This window comes from Nonomuraea montanisoli, from assembly GCF_013363975.1.
GTDB lineage: Bacteria > Actinomycetota > Actinomycetes > Streptosporangiales > Streptosporangiaceae > Nonomuraea > Nonomuraea montanisoli.
In genome coordinates, this window is the sequence record NZ_JABWGN010000001.1 from 460,384 (window position 1) to 482,420 (window position 22,037).

Sequence of the window (22,037 nt, forward strand, 5' to 3'; positions counted from 1 at the left end):
GAGCCGAAGTCCTAGATCTTCATGGTCTTGCTCGGGTCGTCCATCTTCTGGCTGAGGCCGAGGCTCTTGTCGTACTGGAGCGCGGTGCCGGAGAACGGCGGCATGCCGGTGCCGTTCTTCAGGGAGCTCATCTCCGTCGGCAGGCCCGTCTTCATCATCGGGAAGAGCTTGCCGGTCATCTCGGCCTGCTGGTTGGCCATGTAGAGAACGCCGCCGAGGGAGGCGAGGACCATGAGCTGCTTCTTCGCGGTGCCCTTGGCCACGCCGGTCGTCGTGGCGCCCTGGACGGCGGACTCGCCCTCCGCGATGACCGCGCCGGCCGGGTGCACCAGGCTCATGATCCGCTTGCGGATACCGAAGATCAACATGCCCGTCGCGACCACGCCGCACAGCAGCACGACGTAGCCGAATATCTTCTCGGCGGCCTTCACCCCGTCACCGTTGAGGTTGCGCAGCTTGCCCAGGTCCTCGGCGCCCTTCCGGAACGAGTCGTAGACGCCTTCGAACGCCTCCCAGGCGGAGCCCTCCCACTTGCCCTCGTCCTGGAGGCGTTTCTTGAAGGCGGCCATATCCTCCATGAGCTCGTCGAGCTCGCCGATCAGGCCCTGCTCCCCCGTGGTCTTCCACAGCTGGGTCGTCTGCCCCATCCCGCTGACGTGGCCGTACAACGTGCCCATGATGCCCACCACGTACCAGGGCCACTTGCCGCCGATGAGGCCCGCGGCCGCCGTCGCCGTGGCGATGGCGGCGGCCATGATTCTCTCGTCGGCCATTTAGGTGTCCACCCCGATCGTGGTGGGCGCCGTGGGATCGTCGCCGCCCCAGACGCTCTCCTCCGCGCGGAGCCCGTACTTGTCGTCGCTGTCGCCGGACTGGTCCTGGCTGTGCGGCGGGCTCATGGGCATCATCGGCGCCATCGGCATGCCACTGCCCGTCAGACCTGCCGTCGCGGAGCGCAGGCCGGCCTGCAGGGCGGCCGCGTTAGCTCCTCCGCCGTTGAACGTGCCACCGCTGGTGCCCGGACTGGTGGAGGTCTGGACCGGGTTCACGGCCCTCGCGACGCTGTTCGGGTCGGCGTTGAGGGCGCTCATGTCGGGCGTCCTCACCTGGGGCGCCTGGTAGTCGGAGAGCTCCGTGCCCGTCGGGACCTTGGTATTGATGCCGGACATGTCGGGCATCCGCTGGCCGTTGAGCGCCGAGTTGATGTCGGGCACCTTGGTGTCGACCCCGCCCGGACCGTTCGGCAGGTCGGTGCTCGGCATCTTCGGAAGGTCCGTGCTGGGCATCTTCGGCAGGTCGGTGCTGGGCATCTTCGGGATGTTCGTCTTCGGCGAGTCCGGGATCCCGTCGCCGTTCAGATCGACGTCGGGGATGCCGTCGCCGTTCAGGTCCTTGTCCGGGATCCCGTCGCCGTTGACGTCCACGTCGGGGATGCCGTCGCCGTTCAGATCGACGTCGGGGATCCCGTCGCCGTTGAGATCCTTGTCCGGGATCCCGTCGCCGTTGACGTCCACGTCGGGGATGCCGTCGCCGTTGAGGTCGGGCAGCCCCTTGCCGCCGAGGTCGGGCAGCCCTCCCGGGCCGGGGAGGTTCTTCAGGCCGCTCATGTCGCCGAGGCCGCCCAGGTTCCCCAGGCCGTTGTTGATCTGCTGCATGGTGTCGCTGCCGGCGCCGGTGTAGTTGGCGTCGGAGTCGTAGAGCGCCCGTTTCCAGCTGTCCAGGGACTCCTGGGCGAGCTTGCCCGCGTCGTTGTGGGTCGTGATCGCCTTCTCGTGCACGGTGTTGACGCCCATGCCCATCAGGGAGAAGTGCGGCCAGGGCACGCCCAGGCCGCCGTTCTTGCCGTCCAGGCTCGACAGCGTGTCCTTCTGCTGGTCGAGCCCCTTGCCGGCGCTCGCGAGCTTCCCCTCGGTGAACGAGACGCGCGACACCGCCCCGGCCGTCAGGCCGTTGAGAGCGCCGTTCGTGCTGAGGGCGCCGAACGCGTCGTTCGATCCGTTCGCCGGGTTCGCCATGTCGCCTACACCTGCTCCTGTCCTCCGAGGACCCCGCCGGGCAAGCCATGCACCCCAGCGACGTCCCAGTCCTGCGCGAGGTAGTAGTTCCGCGGCAGCTCCTCGCCGTCCTGACCGCCCGCGCCGCCGCCGAGGAGCGGCGCGACGGGCATGCCGGTCGAGCCGCTGGTCGCGGACCCGCGCAACGAGCCGGCCGGGAGCACCTCTCCCGCCACCGAGCCCGCGCCGCCGTGCGGGTTGCCCAGCACCGACGGCACGTACGGCGTGCCGCCCGTGGGGGTGACCGTGTTCAGGGGCCCGACCGTCGTGGTGGGCGTGGTGAACGGGTTGGAGTACGTCGTGGTCGTCGGCGACCAGCCGGTGGTGGTGGGCGTGGTCAGCGTGTTGGTCGGCTGGTAGCTCTCCATCTGGGTCTGGCGTGACGGGGTGTCGTCACGGCCGAGGACCGGCGGGGTGGTGCCGTCCCGGCTGCCGGAGGTGGAGCCGGGGTCGTGCGTGCCGGGGGTCTGCCCGTCCGGGCCGCCCGGGGTCTGGCCGTTCGGGCCGCCGGGGTTCTGCCCGTCGGTGGAGCCGTCGCCGGTGCCCGTCCCCGTGCCGCCGTCGGAGCCGTCCTTGCCACCCGTGCCGCCCGTGCCGTCGGAGCCGCCTGTGTGGCCGGTGCCACCGGTTCCCCCGGTGCCGCCGTGGTCGCCGGTCGAGCCGCCGTGGCCGCCGGAGCCACCCGTGTGGCCGGTGCCGCCGGTGCCGCCCGAGCCGCCCGTGTGGCCGGTGCCGCCGGTCCCGGTGGAGCCGCCGGTCCCGTCGTAGCCGGAGCCGCCGCCCGAACCGCCGTTGCCGCCGCCGTCGATGCCGCCGACGCTCGTCGGGTACTTGGGGGTGGCGTACGAGCCCGTGCCGCCGGGGACCGCCACGGCGGGCAGCTCGTAGGAGACGTCGTGCGGCACCTGGAGGGTGTACAGGTCGACGATCTTCTTGTTGAGGTCCCGCATGGCCTGCTGGGCCTCGCGGTCCTCGGCCGCCTTCTTGGCCGCCGCCTCGGCCGCGGTCTTGGTCTCGGCGTCGCCGTACGTGCCGCCGCCGCCGTTCTCCTCCGTGGCCTTGATGCCCTCGACCTTGGAGATGGTCTCGGGGATGTAGCCGGCGTACTGGCGCAGCGCCGAGCCCATCATCTCCAGCTTGGTGGCCAGCTCGCCGCCGGTGGCGTGCATCATCTGGATGGCGTGCTTGGCCTTGGTGGCGTCGGCGCCCTTCCAGACCTGGAGAATCTTGCCGGCGTGCTCCTCCAGCGTCTTCATGCTGCTCTCGACGGCGCTGGCCGCCTTCTCGTACGCGAAGCCCGCGTCCTCGATCTGCGACGGCTGCGTCTTGTTCAGCAGTTGCAGGATCTCGTCCTTGGACGCGTTGACCGTGCCGCCCTCGGGCATCTTGTCGAAGGACAGGATGACGACGACCTGCCGGCCCGTCTTGCGCTCGGCCATCACTTACCGCCTTCGGTGGCGACGTCGGCGGCGCCATGGTTGGCGGCGTTCGCCTCGATGGCCGCGACGACGTCCTTGAGGGCCTGGATGTACTGCTTGTACACGTCGGCGAACTTCTGCCCGCCGCTGTTCTTGCCGACCGTGGACGCGAAGGCACTGGCGTCGTGCCAGGTGCCGATCTGCGCCTCGGTGAGCTGGCAGTGGTCGAGGATGGCATTGACCGAGCCGGTCGCGCCCCCCTTGGCCGAGCCGGAGCCCTCCAGGGCGCTGATGGCGGTCTTCAGCTCCTCGGCGATCTTCCGCATCGCGGAGGGCGAGTGCTCCCGCGCCCCGCCGCCATCGAAGAGATCAGGATCGATGTACAGGGGATCGGTACCCCCGTCAATCGCGTCCTTCTGGGTCATCCCAACCCCCTAGACGAGCGAACTCGGCCACCGCGCCACGCGATGACCGAGAGAGAGAACGGCTGCCGCGTGCGGCGTCAGTCAGACCAGATCGCGATGTTGCGCTTCTCGGCGTTCTTGTAGTTGCCGTTGGCGATCTGGACCACCTGGGCCGCGTTGAAGAGCTGCTCGCCCATGCGGACCTCGTGCTCGTTCCACTCGCGCTTCTTGTCCTCGAACCAGGTGCGGGCGCCGCCGACCCAGATCTCGTGGAGCTCGTTGTGGAGGTCCTGGTAGAGGTCGTCCGTGGCCTTGTCGAGCTCGGTGATGACTTTCTTCAGGTCCTCGTACGCGAGGTCCATGTTGCCGAAGTGGATCTTTACGCGGTCGTCGAGGTAGTCGTTCGGGTTCGGCATGATGATCCTCCGTGTCGTTCAGGCGCTTAGCGGGCAGCCGGCGTGTTCGCGTTGATGAGCGAGTCGATGCCGCCGCTCTGGCCGGTCTGCATCAGGCCGTGGACGAGGTCCATGTCGTGCTCGGCGGCGTTGGCGTACACACCCGCACCGATGTTGAGCTTGTCGTAGATGCCCTCGAGAATCTTGATGACCTGGTTGAACTCGATGTCCCACTGGTCGAGCGCCCGGCCGAAAGCCCTGGCGGCGTTGGACTCCCAGTTGGCCATGATGTAGGCCTTGATGTCCTGGACACGTCGGCGCTGGCCTTCGATGTACTGGGCAGTGGTCTGGCAGTAGCCCGCCGCCTTCTTGAGGGACGTCGGGCTGGTTGCCGCCAGAGCGGCGTCGATGTCCGCCATTGGACCTCCATGTCAGCAGGGCGTGATCTGTCGCGGCACCCCGGGTCGCGCGACCCGATGATCCCCGCAAAACATCATCAAAGGGCATGTTAGCTACCACGCGCCCCATAAATAACAGAGACTTAACATAACAGAAAGATCACGGAAGGGCGACTTTTCGGGAAACGCCCTGGTAGGCGCGATGCGTTTTCCTGACTGCCTTGAAGAGGCTTTGGTGGCTACACGCGGTAAAGGTTGTTGTCTGTACGGTTCGCCGATCACGCGGCTAGGCTTTTCCAACGTTTCGCCGTTTGACCAGCGTGGTTGGAGGGGCATCGGTGACTGAGGTCACGGGCGGGGATCGGCCGAGCATCGAGAGCCTGCTCAACTGGAGCAGCCCGCCTCCTGGCGCGGCCGGGATCGCGGTCGGCGAGCCCGACCCGCGCGGGCGACCTGGCGGTCCCGGCGAGCCCGGGGGGCCGCGCGAGCCCGGACACCACGACTGGCCCGGCGGCCATGACGGTCCTGGCGGCCACGGTGGTCATGAGGGGCATGGGGGCCATGGCGGTCACGGTGGTGACCATGGCGGCCCCGGAGACGACGACGGCAGGTACGGCGTGCCGGAGGGCGAGGCCGGCACGGGTGACGCGGGCACGGGCGACGACGGGATCGGCTGGGGCGTCAACGGGCCGGACGCGAACCTGGAGGTCATCCTCGACGACGGGACCGTCGTCCGGAGCGGCACCGGTGGCCGCGACGACACGGGCGGTCAGGACGGCGCCGGCCGGGACGACAGCGGTGGCCAGGGCGACTCCCAGAACGGCGGCGACGAGCCGGTCGACACCGAGCCCGGCTCCGTGGACCCGCAGGCCGCCGTGGGCGACCCGCAGTGGGAGCCGTCCGACGCCCAGGACGACCCGGACCTCGGGACGGACGACAACCAGGCCGTGGACCCGCTGGACCCCGAAGGCCCGGACGCGCCCGTGGAGGAGGCCACTGACCCGGTGTCCGACGGCAAGGACGGCGACGACACCGGCGACGAGCAGGGCGACTCGAACGGGCAGGACGACGGCTCCCAGGGCGACGGCTCCCAGGGCGACGGGTCGCAGAACGACGGGTCGCAGAACGACGGATCGGGCGACAACGGCCAGGGCGACTCCGGCCAGGACGGCACCGGCGGCACGGGGGACCAGGGCACCGGCGATCCCGGGAACGGCGACCCTGGCACCGGGACCGGCGACGGCACAGGGACGGGCACCGGGGACGGCACAGGGACCGGGGACGGGACCGGCACTGGCACAGGTGACGGCACAGGCACTGGCACTGGCGACGGCACAGGCACCGGAACGGGCGACGGCACCGGAACGGGCACTGGCGACGGGACCGGCACCGGAACGGGCGACGGCACGGGAACAGGCACCGGCACCGGAGACGGAACCGGTACAGGCACCGGCCCCGGAACGGGCGACGGCACCGGCACCGGCACCGGCACCGGAACGGGCGACGGCACAGGCACCGGTACCGGCACGGGCACGGGCGACGGCACCGGTACGACCCCTGGCGCCGAAGACCCCACCGGCGGCGGCTTGGGCGGTCTTCCCGGCGGCGGCACTGGTGGCGGCACCGGTGGCGGTGGCGGCGGCGACGGTGACAAGGGCGCCGGCCTGGGCGGTGGCGGCACCGGCGGAGGAGGGGACGGCACCGGCACCGGCGGCGGTGGGACCGGCGGCGGGACCGGCGGCGCCGGCGGTGGCGGCAGCGCCGGTGACCAACACAAGAACAGCCGGGAGCAGCGCCTCACGGAGGGCGGCGTCGGTGGTGGCTGGCGCAATGCCGTCCCCGAGAAGCTGGAGCAGCTCGGCGACAAGGTGGGCTCCACCAAGGACGGCAACGGTGACACGCCAGCCGACAGGATGGGGCAGGCCGAGCACAAGGTCCGCAACGGCGGCCTCGGCTACCCCGGCTTCGGTGTGGCCGGGCACTTCACGTACGGCCTGGCCTACGACGACGCCCGCACCACCGCCGCCGACTACCTGAAGAACGCCAAGAAGCAACTGGACATTCACCGTGAACAGCTCAGGTCCGGCGCCGCGGTCATTCGTAGCGCCGACGACGCGAGCGACGCGAAGAAGAAGTGAGCCGGGACGAACATGGACCTCTACGCCAGTGGTACGACCCTCTACACCTCCGGGATCGCCTCGAGCGTGGCCGCGGCGGGCATAGCCACCAACCCCATCCTCAAGATGATCGCCCGGTACCTCGCCACTTCCTGGGGCACCCTGTTCTCCAGTCCGAGCGACATCTGGGACGAGGCCGTCAACTGCGGGACCATGGCCGTCGACGTGGAGGTCGCCGGCGGGAGTCTCAAGACCGTCATCCACGGCGTCAGCAAGGACGACTGGGAGAAGATGGGCCGCGAGGAGGCCAACACGACGGCCTCGAAGTTCGACGCGGACGCCACCGAGGTCAAGGAGATCTTCGACACCCTGCAGGACATCTTGAAATCGCTGGCCGCCTGGTCGATGGGCGGTGCCGTCGGGTGCGTCACGACCGGGGGCATCATGCTGTTGGTGGCCTGGGCCAACAGCGCGGGGAAGATCCTGGGGCCGGCCGCGGTGGCCTCGGAGATCACAACCGTGGCCTCGGGCAACGCGCTGCTGGCGGCGGTGAGGGGCGCCGTGGGCAAGAACGTGAAGGTCTACATCACGGCGGCGACCGTGGCCATGGCACTCAAGGCCGTTCTGGCGCAGCACTCGATGTCGGCGCTGCGCGCCGCCGCGCATCCCGTCGACAAGGTCCCCGAGTTCGAGCAGGTGTACATCCCGGACCTGCCCACGACGGACAAGAAGGGCAAGCCGCTCGGCGACGCCTGAGGCCGCCGGCCCGCGCGGCCGCCCCCGACCCGCGCGGAGCCGCCGGGCTCCCGATCGCTGGAGCCCGGCGGGTCAGAGGTCGAGGCGGCGGCGGATGCGGTCGAGCTCGCCCATGACGTCCTCGAACGTCCGGTTGTACGCCGCCTCCGCCTCCTTGATCTTGTTGAGCGCCTCGTCGGGATTGTTGACGAACTTCATCGGGTTGTCGTCCTCGCCGAACGCCTCCGACATGGCGCCGCTGATCTGGGTCTGCAGGTCGGCGGCCGCGTCCCGCAGGACCACCTTGATCAGGTCGGCCAGCTCTCCCGAGGACAGCCGCATCGCCTTGGGGTGGAGATGGAGATCACGCAGTCCCTCGCTGCCGTACTCGACCGTCACCAGGCCGTCCTCGTCCTGCCCGCGACCGACGATCGTGGACATGGACGTCTGGAGCTCCTCGATCCGGGCGAACTGCTCGTCAGCCCCCTTGAGCAGCTTGTCGATGTCGATGTTCGCGAAGTCTCCGAATTCCTGCATTACCGCTCCACCTTCGCATCACAGTTAAATCGCGCAGCAACCTATCAGCCAGACAATCCGCGCACCCACGAATAGACCTCAAGAACCCCGAGCGCGAGCGGGAAGAGCTCCACGATGAGCACCACGTCCAGGATGTCGCCCGCGCGCCCCCAGAACGGCGACGGCTTGCCCGAGGGCAGGAACAGGCCGATCCCGACGGCCATCAGGCCCAGCCACAGCGCGCCGATCGCCACGACCACGGCCCCGATCACGCCCGAGCCGGAGCCGAGCGTGAAGGCGAGCACGCCGAAGGCCGCCAGCCCCGTCATGATGAGCCACAGCCGCTGCCGGACCCCGCGGAAGATCCGCGCCCGCATGATGAGCGTCAGCCCGAGCGTGCCGATCATCAGGTCGGCGATCCAGCCGTCGTCGGTGGACAGCAGCGCCATCGTGACCAGCGACGTCAGCGCGATGGCGATGATCATCCCGGTCGCGTAGCGCTGGGCGATCGCGGTCCGCTCCTGGATGCCCGCGCTGTCGAGCCGCTGGTTGTCGCTGCGCAGCTCCTCGGCCGTCGTGGGCATGGCCGGCAGAGGCACCTTGGCCAGGCGGAACGACAATGTCGGCACGAGCGGGCTGAGCGCCAGCAGCACCGAGATCTCCACGGCGGCCACGCCCGCGGGCGGCGCGGCGAACACCATGATCACGGCCGCGCCGACGGCCCCGGCGGCCGAGGCGATGGACGTGCCGAGGAAGCCCGGCACGCCGTCCGAGATGAGCACGCCGCCGATCGTCGCGACCAGCGCGGTGCAGGCGAACGCGGCCAGCGCGTGCGGCGCGCCGACGCTCGCCAGCACGCCCCCGCTCGCCGGGGCGAACAGCCCGGCCAGGAAGCCGTACGGCAGCGCGGCGTGACCGATGAGCGCGCCCGCGAGCGAGTCGCCGACCGCCCTGGACAGCACCGCGCCCGTCGCCAGCAGCACGACGGAGAGCACCCCGGCGACCACCGTGCCGACCAGCGCCGGCGCCCCCGAGGTCATGAGCGCGATCGCGCCGGCGACCAGCACGCCGAGGGCGCCGGTGGCGCCCGCGAGCCTGGTGTGCCGGTTGGTCCAGGGGCCGGCCGCGTTCTTCACGCCGGTCGCGACCACGTCGGCCACGTCGTCGAACAGCGCGGGCGGGAGGATCGCCTCCCGCGGGCGCAGGTAGAGCACCTCGCCGTCGAGGATGCCGAGCTCGCCGAGGCTCTGGCCGAGGTCGAGGGGGGCGCCGCCGAGCCGCTGGAGGGTCCAGCCGGGGGCCGCCGCCGCGTCGCCGCCCACCTCGTCGAGCGCGCGCAGCAGGTTCGGCAGCACGTGCGGGAGGGGGATGTCGGCGGGCAGCGCCAGGTCGGCCTTCTTCTTCGGCCCCACGATCGTCACGTGGCACAGCGGCGGCAGCGGCACGGGCACCTGCGCGAGCGCGCCCTGCCGGATCGGCCCCTGGAAGGGCCCCTGCGGCGGTCCCGGCAGATGCGGGGGCCCAGGTGGATACGGCGGCCCGGGTGGGCCGGGAGGCCCCGCCGGCGGGCCGTGCGGGATCGGCCCCGATACGGCCGGTCCATGGACCATAGGTCCCATGTGTCGTCACTCCGTCCCACGAACGCCATGGACAACAGAGAACATACTGGGTCCCTTCTGGTAAGAAGGGCACCAACCGATACGGAGGACCGTCTCACGGTGAGCATCGTCGTAGTAAGGCGTCCCGAGCGGCGCCCGAGCCCCAAACCACCCCGCGGAGAGATCCTGCTGGAGTCGCCGCCGGAGATCCCGGAGGTGCAGGGGCAGGGGTTCATGATCGTGCTCACGTACCTGCCCATGCTGGCGGGCGGCGCGGCGATGGCGCTGATGTTCACGGCGGGCGGCAACTCCAACCCCATCATGTACGTGGCCAGCGGCATGTTCGCGGTGTCCATGGTCGGCATGACGATCGGCCAGATGGGCCGGCAGGCCGGCGAGCGCAGGTACCGGCTCAACGGCTCCCGCCGCGACTTCTTCCGTTACCTGTCGCAGGTGCGCTCCAAGGTCAGGCGGGCCGCCAAGCAGCAGCGCGAGGCGCTGGAGTGGAGCGGCCCCGAGCCCGACGCGCTGTGGTGGATCGCGATGGGCCCCCGCCTGTGGGAGCGCCGCCCCCGCGACGACGACTTCAGCACGGTACGGCTCGGCACGGGCGTGCAGAAGCTGGCCATCCAGCTCATCCCGCCGGACTCCAAGCCCGTCGAGGACCTCGACGCCCTGTCGGCCGGCGCGCTGCGCAGGTTCGTGCGGGCGCACGCCACGGTGGCACGGCTGCCCGTGGCCGTCGCGCTCGGCTCGTTCGCCCGGATCAGGATCACCGGCGACCCGGTGGCGGTGCGCGACATGGTGCGGGCCATGGTCGGCCAGATGGCGGTGTTCCACTCGCCGGACGACCTGCGCGTCATGGTGTGCGCCGACCAGGAGTGGATGGCCCACTGGGAGTGGATCAAGTGGCTGCCGCACGCGCTGCACCCCGACGAGATGGACGGCGCCGGCCAGGTCCGGCTCATGGCCGAGAACCTCGGCGAGCTGGACCGCCTCGTGGGCAACGAGCTGAAGGAGCGCGCCCGGTTCCGGCCCGGCTCGGCCGGTGACTCGTTGCCGTACCACGTGCTCATCGTGGACGGCGGGCACGTGCCGCACGACTCGCAGCTCGGCACGGACGCCATCCAGGGCGTCACGGTGCTCGACCTGTCCGGCAACACCGGCGCGGTCGAGGAGAAGAGCACCCTGCGGCTGGACGTGCAGCCCGACGGGTTCCACATGGTCAAGATCGACCACACCGGCAAGGAGACCAAGACCCGCCTCGGCGACGCCGACCAGCTCGACTACCTGCGCGCCGAGGGCCTGGCCAGGCAGCTCGCCCCGCTGCGCGCCTCGGCCAACAACGCCGGCGAGCCGGAGGACGTGCTCGCGGCCAACACCACGCTGACCGACCTGCTCGGCATCGGCGACCCTCTGCGCCTCGACACGGCGCTGAGCTGGCGGCCGCGAGCCGGCCGCAACCGGCTGCGCGTGCCCATCGGCCTCGGCGCCGACGGCCGCGTCGTCGAGCTGGACATCAAGGAGTCGGCGCAGGGCGGCATGGGCCCGCACGGCCTGGTCATCGGCGCCACCGGCTCCGGCAAGAGCGAGCTGCTGCGCACGCTGGTGCTCGGCCTGGCCGTCACCCACTCCTCCGAGATCCTCAACTTCGTCCTCGTCGACTTCAAGGGCGGCGCCACGTTCCTCGGCCTGGAGTCGCTCTCCCACGTCTCCGCGGTCATCACCAACCTGGAGGACGAGCTCCCCCTGGTCGACCGTATGCACGACGCGCTGCACGGCGAGATGGTGCGCCGCCAGGAGCTGCTGCGGGCGGCCGGCAACTACGCCTCGCTGCGCGACTACGAGCGGGCCCGCGAGCAGGGCGCCGAGCTGGCGCCGCTGCCGACGCTGTTCGTGGTGCTGGACGAGTTCAGCGAGCTGCTGACGGCCAAGCCGGAGTTCATCGAGCTGTTCGTGATGATCGGCCGGCTCGGCCGCTCGCTCGGCGTACACCTGCTGCTCGCCTCGCAGCGGCTGGAGGAGGGCCGCCTGCGCGGCCTCGACACCCACCTGTCGTACCGCATCGGCCTGCGCACGTTCTCCGCGATGGAGAGCCGCGTCGTGCTGGGCGTGGCCGACGCCTACGAGCTGCCGCCGGCGCCCGGCAACGGCTTCCTCAAGTTCGACACGACCGGCATGACCCGGTTCAAGGCCGCGTACGTGTCCGGGCCCTACCAGGCCGACCCCCGCCACGTCCCGGCCGACGCCGGCTCCGTGCTGCAGACCCAGATCGTCGAGTACGGCCCCGGCCACGTGCCGATCCCCGTGGTCGAGCAGCCCGCGAAGGAGGTGGCGCCGGCCGAGGAGAAGGGGCCGCAGCGCAGCCTGCTCGACATCGTCGTGGAGCGGCTGGCCGATCAGGGCCCGGCCGCCCACCCGATCTGGCTGCCGCCGCTCGGCGAGCCGCCCACCCTCGCGCACCTGCTGCCGCCGCTGTCCGTCACCCCCGAGCTGGGCCTGTCCACGCCGGGCTGGGACGGCCGGGGCCGCCTGCACGCCGTCGTCGGCATCATCGACAAGCCGTTCGAGCAGCGGCGCGACCCGTACTGGCTGGACCTGTCGGGCGCGGCGGGCCACGTCGGCGTCGCCGGCGGCACCCAGAGCGGCAAGAGCAACACGATCCGCACCCTGATCACCAGCATGGCGCTCACCCACACGCCGCGCGAGGTGCAGTTCTACTGCCTCGACTTCGGCGGCGGCACGCTCGGCTCGCTGGAGGGACTCCCGCATGTCGGCGGCGTGGCCAGCCGCCTCGACGCCGAGCGGGTCCGCCGGACCGTCGCCGAGGTCTCCGGCCTGCTTCAGCGGCGCGAGCGCGACTTCACCGAGCGGGGCATCGACTCGATGATCACCTACCGGCGGCAGGTCGCCGACGGCACCATCGAGGGCGACGGCTGGGGCGACGTGTTCCTGGTGGTCGACGGCTGGCTGACGATCCGCCAGGAGTTCGAGGGCCTGGAGGCCGTGATCACCGACCTGGCCGCCCGCGGCCTCGGCTACGGCATCCACGTGATCGCCTCCACCAACAAGTGGTCGGAGTTCCGGGCCAGCATCCGTGACCTGTTCGGCACGCGGCTGGAGTTCAAGCTCGGTGACGCGTACGAGTCGGAGGTCAACCGCAAGGCCGCGCTGGCCGTGCCCGAGGGCACCCCGGGCCGCGGCCTGACCAAGGAGGGCATGCACTTCCTGTCGGCGCTGCCGCGCATCGACGGTGTCCGCGTCACCGACGACCTGGCCGACGGCGTGCGGTCGCTCGTGGACATCATCAGCGCCTCCTGGCAGGGCCCGCAGGCCCCTCCGGTGCGCCTGCTGCCGTCGCTGCTGCCCGCCGCGTCCCTGCCCGGACCGGACGAGACCGGGCCGGGCCGGATCGCGCTCGGCATCGACGAGGCGTCGCTGTCGCCGGTGCTGCTCGACTTCGACACCGACCCGCACTTCGTGGTGTTCGGCGACACCGAGTGCGGCAAGAGCAACGTGCTGAAGCTGATCATGGAGGGCCTGGTCGCGCGCAAGACGCCCAGGGAGGCCATGATGATCGTGATCGACTACCGCCGGTCGCTGCTCGACACGGCGGTCACCGACCACCGCATCGGTTACGCCGCCTCCAGCAAGGCCGCGACGGACCTCGTCAACGACGCCCGCAGCGCCCTGCTCAAGCGGCTGCCGCCCGCCGACCTGACGCCCGAGCAGCTTCGCTCCCGGAGCTGGTGGGAGGGGTCCGACCTGTACATCGTCGTCGACGACTACGACCTCGTCGCGACCTCGTCGACCAGCCCGCTGCAGGGGCTGGCCGACCTGCTGCCGCAGGCCCGCGACATCGGCCTGCACCTGATCCTCGCCCGCCAGATGGGCGGCGCCAGCCGGGCCCTGTACGACTCGGCGGTGCAGCGGATGAAGGAGATGGCCTCCCCGGCGCTGATCATGTCCGGCAACAAGGACGAGGGTGCGCTGTTCGGCAACGTCCGGCCGCAGCCGCTGCCGCAGGGCCGCGGCTTCTACGTGGACCGCCGGTTCGGCGCGCGGCTCGTCCAGACCGCCTACCTGGAGCCGTCCGAGTAGGTTGGCCGCCATGTCGGAGGTGCGTTACCGGGTGGCGGGGCCGTCCTTCCCCGGCCTGGTCGAGCTGACGGCCGGGCCGGAGGGCGTCGTCCGGCTCCGGCACGAGACGGCCGCCGGGGTGCGGGGCTGGACGGCCGAGCCGGACCCGGCGGTGTGGCCGTGGCTGCTGGACGCGCTGCGCGAGGCGGGCTTCCCGGACGCGGCCCCGGAGCCGCCGGTGCCGGGCGGCCCGCTGTGCGAGATCACGGTCACCGGGACGGAATCGGCGGGCACGCTGGTGGTGCCCTGGCCGGGCGGCGGGGCGGCCGGGCTCGGGGGCGCGCTGCGGATCCTGGACGCGCTGGTGCGGCAGGTCGGCGGCGACGCGCTGGGCGAGCGGGGGGCGGGCGTACCGGACGAGCTGCCCCCACTGGTCCGCCGCCGCGCCCCGGACCCCGCTGCCTCCTCACCCGACCCCGCCGCCTCCTCTCCTGACTCCGCTGACTCCTCTCCTGACTCCGCTGACTCCTCACCTGAGCCTGCCGCCGCCGCGCCGCCCGGTGGGGCCGGGGCGTCGTCGGGCGTCCCGGTGAGCGGGCGCTTCGGCGCGCCGGGCGCCGCCGCGTTCGGCGTGGCCGGTGGGCGGCCCGCGTACGCCGTGTCCCGCCCGGGCGTCGCCTTCGCCCTGTACGGCCTGCCGGACGAGGAGCCGCTGGGCGGCGCCACCGTGACGGACAGGCCCGCCCACGCCCTCGCGCTGGGCACGACGGGCGGCCGCGACCTCGTCGCCACCGGCGGCGACGACGGCGTCATCCGGGTCTGGGACACCGCGGACGGGCGGCGGCTGCACGCCGCGACCGGGCACGGCGGCCCCGTCAGGGCGCTGGCGGCGAGCGGCGGACTCGTCTACACGGGCGGCGACGACGGCCGGGTGCGGGTCTGGGACGCCGAGGGTTCCCTGGGCGCCGTGCCGGACGGCCACGAGGGCGCGGTCACAGCCGCCTGCGTCCATGGCACGCTGCTGGTCACGGGTGGGGAGGACGGGGTGGTCCGCCTCCTGGACGCGGCGGACGGCCGTCTCCTCCGGGTTCTGGGCGGCCACGACGGCTGGGTGAACGCGGTCGCCGCCCGGGAGGGGCTCGTCGCCTCGGCAGGCTCGGACCGGGTCGTCCGGCTCTGGGACCCGGTGACCGGCGAGCCCGCGGGCACCCTGGACGGGCACGGGGCGAGCGTGACCGGGCTGGCGTTCCTCATGGTGGGGGGACGGGCGGCGCTGGCCTCCTGCGGTCTGGACGGCGAGGTGGTGGTCTGGGACCTGCGGGCGGCGGCGCCGACGGCGCGCTGGCGTGCGGGCGCGTGGGCGGCCGGCCTCACGGCGCTGGACGGCGACACCGCCGACCACCGACTGCTGAGCGCGGACGACCGACCCGCGGGTGCGGATGACCGACCCGCGGGTGCGGATGACCGACCCGCGGGTGCGGATGACCGGGTCGTGAGTGCGGGGGACGGCGTGCGGGTCTGGGAGGCGGACGGCACGCCCCTGACGGTCCTCTCGACGGCCCCGGCGACGGCGGTCGCCCGAAGTGCCGGGCATCGGGGGGAACGCGTCGTCGCGGGGTTCCCGGACGGAGTCGTGCGGGTCTGGCGGCTCGCGGACGGTGCGCCCGCCGCCGCCGAGGAGGCGCACGGGCCAGGCGGCGGCGTCGCGACCGAGGCGGTCTGGACGGACGGCGGTGTCACCGCTCTGGCGCTGGACGGGACGACGATCGTCTGCGGCACCGCCTCCGGCGCCGTGCGCCTCCACGACACCCTGAGCGGAGTGGCCGTGGTGCCCACGCCGCACTCCGGGCCCGTGACGGGGCTCGTGCTCGACGGAGGGCTGCTGGTGTCCGGCGGCCTGGACGGGACCGTGCGGACCTGGGACGTGCTCTCCGGACGGCCGCTGCGCCGCCTGCTCGGCCACACGGCGGGCGTCACCGCCGTCGTCACCGGCCGGGTGAACGGCAGACGGGTCATCGCTTCGAGCGGGTACGACCGGGTCGTCCGGGTCTGGGACGCGGAGACGGGCGAGCCGCTGCTGATCGCCCACGGGCATCCCTTCCCCGTGTACGCGCTGGCGTTCGGCGAGGCCCCGGACGGCCGCACCGTCCTCGCCTCGGGCAGCTACGACGGCCGGATCCCCGTACGCGATCCGGTGACCGGCGACGACGTCGCCGTGCTCGGCGGCGCCCCCGGCGTGGTCCGGTGCCTGGGCTTCCTCGGCCCCGGAGTCCTGGCGGCGGGCACGGGCGACGGCACCGTACGGGTGTGGCGCATGCCGGAGGAGGAGCCGGTCGCCGAGACGCGGCTGGCGGAGACCCCGCTGGCGCTGTCCCCGGGCCCATACGCGGTCACTCAGGGCGGAGTGATCAGCCTGACCACGTCGTACCCGGGATAGCGGATCTCGGTGACCCCCGTCGCGATGTAGGCGTTGTCCAGCATCTCGCTGCGCCGCGTCCACGCCAGCTTGACGCGCTGGGCGTCGACCGGCCGGGCGGACGGCGCGAGCCGGGGCGCGTGGTGCGTGGCGACCAGCCGCCCGTCCGTCGTGACCGACAGGACGTACTGTGCCCTGGCCAGGGGAAGCCCCCGCGCCCCCGGGCCCTCCACGGCACGGTAGTCGAGGGAGAAGTAGAGCCGGCCGCGCTTCAGGCTCCACTCGCCCAGCTCGGCGCGGACGTTCGCTCCCGGGTACTCGACCTCGGCGACCCGGCGCAGCCACGCCTCGACGGCGTCGGGGTCGGCGCTCTCGGAGCGCAGCACGTCCCGCAGGGTCTCTCCCGGCGGCAGCTCGTGCGGCGCCGCCTCGACGACGTCCTCGCCCCGGTCGCCCCACCGGGCCGCCGCACGCTCCAGCGGCGTGGCGGCGTCGTCGAGCGCGGCCCGGACGGTCAGCGGCGCCTGGTCGAGCTCCTGTTTGGCCCGCTCCAGCAGCGCGGCGGGCGAGCGCTCCTCCCGCACCCCCAGGGGCGTCCGGTCGTGACGGCCGGCGAGCCCGCCGAGGAAGTGGACGTCCTTCTCGGTGAGCGGCTGCTCCGGCGGCCGGCCCAGCAGCTCGTTCACGGCGTCCCGCAGCCAGCCGCCGTCCGGGAGCGCCTCGTACGGGCCCCGGCCGAGCCACACCGTCAGGCCGTGCAGGCGGATCAGCTCCTCGGCGTTGAACGAGTGGTCGCGGTGCGCGCCGTACACCTCGGCGGCGAGGTCGCCCAGCGCCCTGGTGTAGCGGAGGTGCTCGGGCGTGATCTGGTTGAAGGTGAGCCGGTCGCCGACGCGGTTGTCGCCGAAAAGGGTCACGACGCGGTCCAGCAGCCGGGCGTGCTCCAGCCACGAGCCGTCCACGGGGAAGCGCTTCAGCAGGACCCGGATGTGGTTCGGCACCATGCCGCGCTCCGGGTCCGTCCTGCTCCAGGGCGTCGGCACGAGGGGCTCGCCGTGCGGCAGCCGGTGCAGGGGAATCATCGGCTCGGGGACGTCCTCGCGGATGAGGTGCTCGTTCAGGGCCCACAGGTGGCGGTCGCGCAGTCCGGCGAGCTCGGGCACGGCGAGTCGCTGGAGGTCGTGCACGCCGACCCAGCCCCGGCCCGGGCGGGCCCACTGCACGACGGCCGGACCCATGACGCTGCCGTCGCGAGCCGGCTGCTCCAGGTCCAGGACCCGCGTGGTCTTGCGCATGCGCGGGTCGAGGGACTCCAGATCCAGGCCGAGCAGCTGCCCGATCTTCTGGGCGTGGAGGTGGAGCGGCGCCAGCTCGGCCAGCATCGGCTGCTCCGCCCAGGTCTTCCAGCGCTCGGGAACGCGGCGTGTGAGCTCCACCCGCTCGCCCTTGCCGGCGCCGGCCGGGGCCCGCTCGAACCGCACGCGCACGTGGAGCTGTGAACGGTCCACCGGGAGCCGGTGCTGATGGTTGAAATGCAGGTCGACGGCATCGCGCACGTCGGAGAAGAGCTTCAGCGCCGCCTGGGGCGACAGGTCCTTCGGCGCGCCGTACCGCAGGGTCAGCGTGAACTCGGTGACCCGCTGGAGCCGCCCGTCCGCGGCGCGCGCCTGCATTCTGCGCACCTCCAGCGTGTGCGCCGCGTCGCGGGTGACGACGTGGGCCTCGACGTCCTGCCGCACCTCCGCCATGGAACGCTCGCTCACCGTCCTGCGCGGGTCGAGGGCGTAGGCGTACTCCTGCCGGAGGATCTCCCGCATCTCCCCCGCCGCGACCAGCGGAGCGCGGGGCCCGGCGTCGTTGGCCGAGGCGCGGGGCTCGGGAGCGGAGCCGTCCTGGACACCGGCGTGAGCGGTCTCCGTGTCATGCCGGACGAGGTCGGACCGGTCCGCCCATGCCGGGTCGAGCCAGGTGGGCGCCTTCACCGGCTCCATGCCGAGCTGGCGGACGACCTGCTGTACCAGGACGAGGTCGGGTGCCTCGGTGCGGAAGTCCAGCGGTCCCCGCGCCGTGGAGTGGTCTCCGCGAGCGACCGTGCCCATCCAGGGGCCCACTGCCCGTTCGACCTGGACGCGCACGTGGAGCTGGTCCCCGTCGGCCGTGCGGTGCCGGCCGTTGACGTACCGGTCGAGCCCTTCCTGCAGGCGCGCGTTGAAGGCCCGCATCTCCTGCGGCGACAGGTCGGGCCAGGCGAACCGGAGCCGGACCGTGTACTCGGTGATGTGCCTGCGCTCACCCGCGGCGTCGTAGCCCTCGAAGCGACGCTGCTCGACGCGGGACGCCCCGGCATCGGCCGCCCGGAGCGTCAGGACGTCGGCGTGGGCGCGCTGGGCCTCCGACCGGGACGGCGCCACGGCGTGCTCGGGGTCGAGCGCGAAGGGGTGCGCTCCCCAGTCGTCGAGCATGGCGGCGACGGCGGCCCGCTCCCTCGGGGCGATCTCGTGGTTGGGCGGGAACGGGTGCGGCTCGTCCGGCCCGCCCGGCCGTGCCGGGGACGGCATGGTGCCGCCCGGCCGGCTGTCGACGCCGTAGAGCCGGTCCACCATCCGGCCGAAGTCCTCGCCGTCGATGGCCCGGCCCCACCACGGGCCGTTCTGCAGCTCGCGGAGCTTCTGCGTGATCACCCCGTGATCGACCCTGCCGTCGGACAACATCGTGGAGTGCTCGGCCGCCGTGGCGAACAGCTCGGCCGCCCGCCGCGTGAGCTCGGGGCCGGGGGGCTTGGCGAAGAACTCCGCCGCCGCCCTGTGCAGCGCCTCCGGGCCGATCTCGTGCGCCCGCGGTGTGCCGTACATGTGGCTGTTCCACTCCGCCAGGCGGGCCAGTCCTTCGAGCGTGCGCGGCGTGACCGGCTCGCTGTCCCCCAGGACGGTGGCGGCGTCCTCGAGGATCGAGCGGCCGTCGAGGTCCGCGCCGAGGTAGTAGAAGAGCTGGACCGCGCGCTCCACGTCCTTGACCCTCAGGTCGGCCGGAGCGGCTCCGTAGATCGTGCGCATGGCCTCGTGCAGGTTCCTGACGTAATCGATCTGGTCCCAGCTGGTGACGCCGTTCTCGAAGAGCCAGTCGGCATGGTCCAGCACGCGCAAATGGTCGAGCAGGTCGCCGTTCTGGTGCGGGTACTGGTGCAGCAGGTCGCGCAGGTGGGGCGGTATGGCGAGGTTGTCGGCCACGTGCTCCGAGCGGGAGAACTCGTGGGCCCGCACCCGGTAACCGGCCTCGCCGACGCTCCCGCCCTCGCGATGCCCGGGCGTGTCCACCCGCCGGCCCTCGGCCTCCGCCCGCCGCAACAGGCCCTCGATGCGCTGCAGGTGATGGTCCCGCAGACCGGCCAGCGGCGGCACCTCGTGACCGAGGTGGTCGACCATCAGCTCACCGTCGCCCCAGCGGGGGGCGGCCGCGTCGGCCATGAGGTTGGGGCCGAATGCGCGACCGCCACTCGTCAGCGTCCGGCGTTCGGCGTAGCGGGCGTCGCGGTACTCGTCCATCAGGCCGAGGTGGTGCCCCAGCTCGTGCGCCTGGATGTGCGGCGCGTCACCGGCGTACCAGGTGACCTGGGTGGCGCGCCCCTCTCCCCCCAGGAAGGTGACCACGTCGTCGGCGCCCGGCTTGGCGCCGTCGGCCCGCTCGAACGTGAGCCTGACGTGGAGCTGGCTGCCGTCCGAGAGCCGGTGCTGGTGGTTGAAGTAGAGGTCGACGCCGTCCATCGCGCTCGCCTGCATGTACAGGGCCTTGGCGTGCGTGACACCGAGGCCGGCCACCCAGCGGACCTTGACCTCGACCTCGGTGACCCATCGCGTCTCACCACCCGCGCGCACGCCGATGCGGCGGACCGTCACGTCGGCCGACCGGTCGAGGTCCGCCTTCTTGCGCGCCGTCGCCTCCGTCTCGGGGAACCGGTTGTCCCGGTTCACGCCCGAACGGTCCTCCACCCGGTACGCGGGGGCGTCCTCGCGGAGGTGGGCCCATTCGCTCGCCCGCAGAGCCTCGCGCGGCTCGATGCGGTTGGCCTGGGCGCCCCGGAGCTGGGCCAGTTCCTCCACGGTGTGGACGGGGAGGAGGGGAGGGCGCATGTCCGGGCTGACCACGGCGCCGCCCGGAAGGCGGACGATCGGATTCGGGACGCCGTCACGGGCGGCACGGGGTGACGCGGGGACGTCCGCCTGCTCCCGCTGGGCGGCCGCCACGGCCGGGTCGTCGCCCCGTGCCCCCTGACCGTGCTCGCCGGGATGGTGGGAGGCCGCCGCTTCGGTGCGGCGGCCGGTGAACGTGGTGTCCGAGTCCTCGAAGCGCACCGAGCCCGCGGGCGGGCCGCCGTCCCCCTGCCGGGCGGCGTGCGGGGCGGGGGTGTCCGAGGAGGAGGCGTGGGTGGGCTGAGGGTCGTGCGGGACGGCGCGGTTGATCATCGCGTCCACCGTGCCGCGGTCGGCCGTCTGGACGTGCCCTCCACGGTCCGGCCCGGCCTGCGGCGCGTCCGCCAGGACCGTGTGCCGGGAGTGCTCTCCGGCGGGCACGTCGACGTCCGGCCGCCTTCGCGCTCCTCCCGACTCTCCGTCGGCGGGATGGTCACCGGGCGGGAGGGGGTCCCCCTTCACCCCGCGATGGGCGGGCTCCGGCCCGGAAGGGAGGGACGGGGACGCGTCGAGGTCCGCGTCGATCGCCTTCGCGGCGCCCCCCAGGTGCTTCACGCCGCCCCCGGGGCTCCAGGTCCCCCAGTGGGCGTCGGCGCCTCCGACGGCGCCCGAGGTCATGCCCTTCAGCACGAGCTTCCAGTCGACGCCGTCCCTGCCGTCGAGGAGCTCGGAGACCAGCGTCGCCCCGCCGCCGGCCAGCGCGGAGTGCGCCATCAGCGTCCACAGCGACCGTACGGGCATCGCCCAGGCCAGGCCCGTCATCAGCCCGCCGTTCAGCGCGCCCATGCCCGCGGACGTGCCGACCTGCTTCCAGTCCACGCCGTCGCGCCTCGACTGCGTCGCCTGCACCAGGAGGTCGAGGCCGCCCATCAGGCCGCCGAACAGCGCGATGTTGAGCAGCAGCCGCCTGGCGAACTGCTTGACCGTCCACCGCGCGGCCTGGGCCCGCAGCTTCATCAGCCGCAGCGCCAGGCGTCCCGCCGGGGTCATCAGGGCCAGCGACAGGGCCACGAGCTGCACCACCAGCAGCAACACCGTGAGGCGCATCAGCCGCTTGGTGAACTGGATCTGCACCCCGAGGTCGTTGCACGCGATGGCCAGCCCGACCAGCCGGGACACCAGCGAGGCGCGCCGGCCGCCCACCTCCCGCCGGACCCGCGCGACGAAGGCGCGCAGCGCGGCGCCGTCCCAGGAGTCGCCGATGCCCCGCAGCAGCCCGGCCCCGTCGCCGTCGGCCCCCCGCGCGACGCCCTTCGCGGCGGCGAGCAACGCGTCGGCCAGCCGGAACAGGGCGTTCTCGTCGCCCTTCGGCCAGTCGGTCCCCAGCACCCACCCCACCCACGGGCGGATCCAGGCCGGCACCGGGATGCCGTCGATCCACATGCGTGCTCAGCGCTCCGACTGCTGCCTGGCCGTGTCGTAGTTCTTGGCGCTGGTGCGCATGCCCTCGTGGGTGCCCTCCAGCTCGGCGATGTAGGCGTGGAACTCCTCGATGACCGCGTCGCGCCGCTTGGGGAAGGACTTGTCGAGCTCGGCGCCGTACATGTCGTCCCCCATGGGGCGGCCCTCACGGGCGAACACGCCGAGCAGCTCGTCACGCAGGGCGCGCGCGTGGTCGGCCTCCTCGCGGGCCTCCTCGGCCCGGCGACGGATGCCGGACGCGCTCGCGTCGTAGCCGTCGGACGGGTGCCCCAAGAGTTTCTCCTTCATCACGGACAT

The 22,037-nt window shown here is 72.6% G+C and carries 14 protein-coding genes; 4 read left to right on the plus strand and 10 right to left on the minus strand.

Features of this window, described 5'->3' with window-relative positions; translation table 11 throughout:
- Positions 1–11: 11 nt before the first annotated feature.
- From HTZ77_RS02070 to HTZ77_RS02095, 6 genes are all read right to left on the minus strand, one after another.
- On the minus strand, positions 12–773 hold the full coding sequence (locus HTZ77_RS02070) for a WXG100 family type VII secretion target (RefSeq protein ID WP_175587674.1): 762 nt from the start codon (positions 771–773) through the stop codon (positions 12–14).
- Positions 774–2,015: a hypothetical protein gene (locus tag HTZ77_RS02075; RefSeq protein WP_175587675.1), complete on the minus strand. Its 1,242-nt coding sequence runs from the start codon at positions 2,013–2,015 to the stop codon at positions 774–776. It abuts the gene before it with no gap.
- Between the two features lie 5 nt (positions 2,016–2,020).
- The gene (locus tag HTZ77_RS02080; RefSeq protein ID WP_175587676.1) at positions 2,021–3,493 is read right to left on the minus strand and encodes a WXG100 family type VII secretion target; all 1,473 of its coding nucleotides are present in this window, start codon (positions 3,491–3,493) and stop codon (positions 2,021–2,023) included.
- On the minus strand, positions 3,493–3,897 hold the full coding sequence (locus HTZ77_RS02085; protein ID WP_175587677.1) for a hypothetical protein: 405 nt from the start codon (positions 3,895–3,897) through the stop codon (positions 3,493–3,495). Before HTZ77_RS02085 ends, HTZ77_RS02080 begins: the two co-directional genes overlap by 1 nt.
- A 77-nt stretch (positions 3,898–3,974) precedes the next feature.
- A complete protein-coding gene (locus HTZ77_RS02090) occupies positions 3,975–4,292 on the minus strand; it encodes a WXG100 family type VII secretion target (RefSeq protein ID WP_175587678.1) in 318 nt (105 codons plus the stop codon).
- Positions 4,293–4,318: 26 nt separating this feature from the next.
- Positions 4,319–4,690 (minus strand): WXG100 family type VII secretion target, encoded by a 372-nt coding sequence (locus HTZ77_RS02095; RefSeq protein WP_175587679.1) that lies wholly within the window; start codon positions 4,688–4,690, stop codon positions 4,319–4,321.
- 317 nt (positions 4,691–5,007) lie between these two features.
- Between HTZ77_RS02095 and HTZ77_RS02100 the strand changes: the two genes are divergently transcribed.
- Together HTZ77_RS02100 and HTZ77_RS02105 are read left to right on the plus strand one after the other, a co-directional pair.
- Positions 5,008–6,807, plus strand: coding sequence for a hypothetical protein (locus HTZ77_RS02100; protein ID WP_175587680.1), 1,800 nt, complete (start codon positions 5,008–5,010; stop codon positions 6,805–6,807).
- Positions 6,808–6,819: 12 nt separating this feature from the next.
- Entirely contained in the window at positions 6,820–7,542 is a 723-nt protein-coding gene (locus HTZ77_RS02105) for a hypothetical protein (protein WP_175587681.1), read from the plus strand.
- Positions 7,543–7,614: 72 nt separating this feature from the next.
- On the opposite strand, the gene HTZ77_RS02110 is transcribed toward HTZ77_RS02105, so the two are convergent.
- Positions 7,615–8,058 (minus strand): YbaB/EbfC family nucleoid-associated protein, encoded by a 444-nt coding sequence (locus HTZ77_RS02110; RefSeq protein WP_175587682.1) that lies wholly within the window; start codon positions 8,056–8,058, stop codon positions 7,615–7,617.
- A 44-nt stretch (positions 8,059–8,102) separates the two neighbouring features.
- Positions 8,103–9,488, minus strand: a complete 1,386-nt coding sequence (gene eccD, locus HTZ77_RS02115; protein WP_175587683.1) for a type VII secretion integral membrane protein EccD — start codon at positions 9,486–9,488, stop codon at positions 8,103–8,105.
- Between the two features lie 267 nt (positions 9,489–9,755).
- Between eccD and eccCa the strand changes: the two genes are divergently transcribed.
- Both eccCa and HTZ77_RS02125 read left to right on the plus strand, forming a co-directional pair.
- Positions 9,756–13,736, plus strand: coding sequence for a type VII secretion protein EccCa (gene eccCa / locus HTZ77_RS02120; protein WP_175587684.1), 3,981 nt, complete (start codon positions 9,756–9,758; stop codon positions 13,734–13,736).
- 10 nt (positions 13,737–13,746) lie between these two features.
- Positions 13,747–16,152, plus strand: coding sequence for a WD40 repeat domain-containing protein (locus HTZ77_RS02125; protein ID WP_175587685.1), 2,406 nt, complete (start codon positions 13,747–13,749; stop codon positions 16,150–16,152).
- Here the strand turns inward: HTZ77_RS02125 and HTZ77_RS02130 are convergent.
- Together HTZ77_RS02130 and HTZ77_RS02135 are read right to left on the minus strand one after the other, a co-directional pair.
- On the minus strand, positions 16,110–21,701 hold the full coding sequence (locus HTZ77_RS02130; RefSeq protein WP_175587686.1) for a WXG100-like domain-containing protein: 5,592 nt from the start codon (positions 21,699–21,701) through the stop codon (positions 16,110–16,112). The two genes, HTZ77_RS02125 and HTZ77_RS02130, sit on opposite strands and share 43 nt — an antisense overlap.
- A gap of 6 nt (positions 21,702–21,707) precedes the next feature.
- Positions 21,708–22,013, minus strand: a complete 306-nt coding sequence (locus HTZ77_RS02135; protein ID WP_175587687.1) for a hypothetical protein — start codon at positions 22,011–22,013, stop codon at positions 21,708–21,710.
- Positions 22,014–22,037 lie beyond the last annotated feature (24 nt).

What these genes read in the sequence shown, in the direction of transcription:
- HTZ77_RS02075 (WP_175587675.1), bottom strand. Translation starts at nt 2,015, where the DNA reads ATGGCGAACCCGGCGAACGGATCGAACGACGCGTTCGGCGCCCTCAGC.
- HTZ77_RS02080 (WP_175587676.1), bottom strand. Translation starts at nt 3,493, where the DNA reads ATGGCCGAGCGCAAGACGGGCCGGCAGGTCGTCGTCATCCTGTCCTTC.
- HTZ77_RS02130 (WP_175587686.1), bottom strand. Translation starts at nt 21,701, where the DNA reads ATGTGGATCGACGGCATCCCGGTGCCGGCCTGGATCCGCCCGTGGGTG.
- HTZ77_RS02095 (WP_175587679.1), bottom strand. Translation starts at nt 4,690, where the DNA reads ATGGCGGACATCGACGCCGCTCTGGCGGCAACCAGCCCGACGTCCCTC.
- HTZ77_RS02110 (WP_175587682.1), bottom strand. Translation starts at nt 8,058, where the DNA reads ATGCAGGAATTCGGAGACTTCGCGAACATCGACATCGACAAGCTGCTC.
- HTZ77_RS02125 (WP_175587685.1), top strand. Translation starts at nt 13,747, where the DNA reads ATGTCGGAGGTGCGTTACCGGGTGGCGGGGCCGTCCTTCCCCGGCCTG.
- HTZ77_RS02070 (WP_175587674.1), bottom strand. Translation starts at nt 773, where the DNA reads ATGGCCGACGAGAGAATCATGGCCGCCGCCATCGCCACGGCGACGGCG.
- HTZ77_RS02105 (WP_175587681.1), top strand. Translation starts at nt 6,820, where the DNA reads ATGGACCTCTACGCCAGTGGTACGACCCTCTACACCTCCGGGATCGCC.
- HTZ77_RS02085 (WP_175587677.1), bottom strand. Translation starts at nt 3,897, where the DNA reads ATGACCCAGAAGGACGCGATTGACGGGGGTACCGATCCCCTGTACATC.
- HTZ77_RS02090 (WP_175587678.1), bottom strand. Translation starts at nt 4,292, where the DNA reads ATGCCGAACCCGAACGACTACCTCGACGACCGCGTAAAGATCCACTTC.